This is a genomic window from Paraburkholderia sp. SIMBA_027 (genome assembly GCF_046535315.1).
In the GTDB taxonomy this organism is placed as follows: domain Bacteria; phylum Pseudomonadota; class Gammaproteobacteria; order Burkholderiales; family Burkholderiaceae; genus Paraburkholderia; species Paraburkholderia tropica.
Map to the genome: position 1 here is coordinate 1 of NZ_JAWRWY010001716.1, position 231 is coordinate 231.

1 protein-coding gene is annotated in these 231 nt (G+C 68.4%); it reads right to left on the bottom strand.

The features are described from left to right. Positions 1-24: 24 nt before the first annotated feature. Positions 25-231 (bottom strand): NADH-ubiquinone oxidoreductase subunit NDUFA12 family protein (locus tag SB764_RS45040; protein ID WP_410867439.1); only part of this gene is annotated, 207 nt, incomplete at its 5' end.

A 231-nucleotide genomic window follows, 5' to 3' on the forward strand; every position in this document is an offset into this window, starting at 1 on the left:
CGGCCCGCTTTGCGGTCGGCGAACTCAGTTGCCAGGCGTCCAGGCGTCGTAATCGCCGGTAACACGCGGACGCTCGCCGGTGGCCGACAGCGAACCCGGCGGACGGTAGGCCTGCGGAGAACCGGTCGGATTGGCGCGGTGCGCCTTTTCCCATTCCTTGGCGGCGTAGTTTTCCTTCGACGGCGGGGTGTCGGTGCGGTGATGCATCCAGCCGTGCCAGCCCGGAGGGAT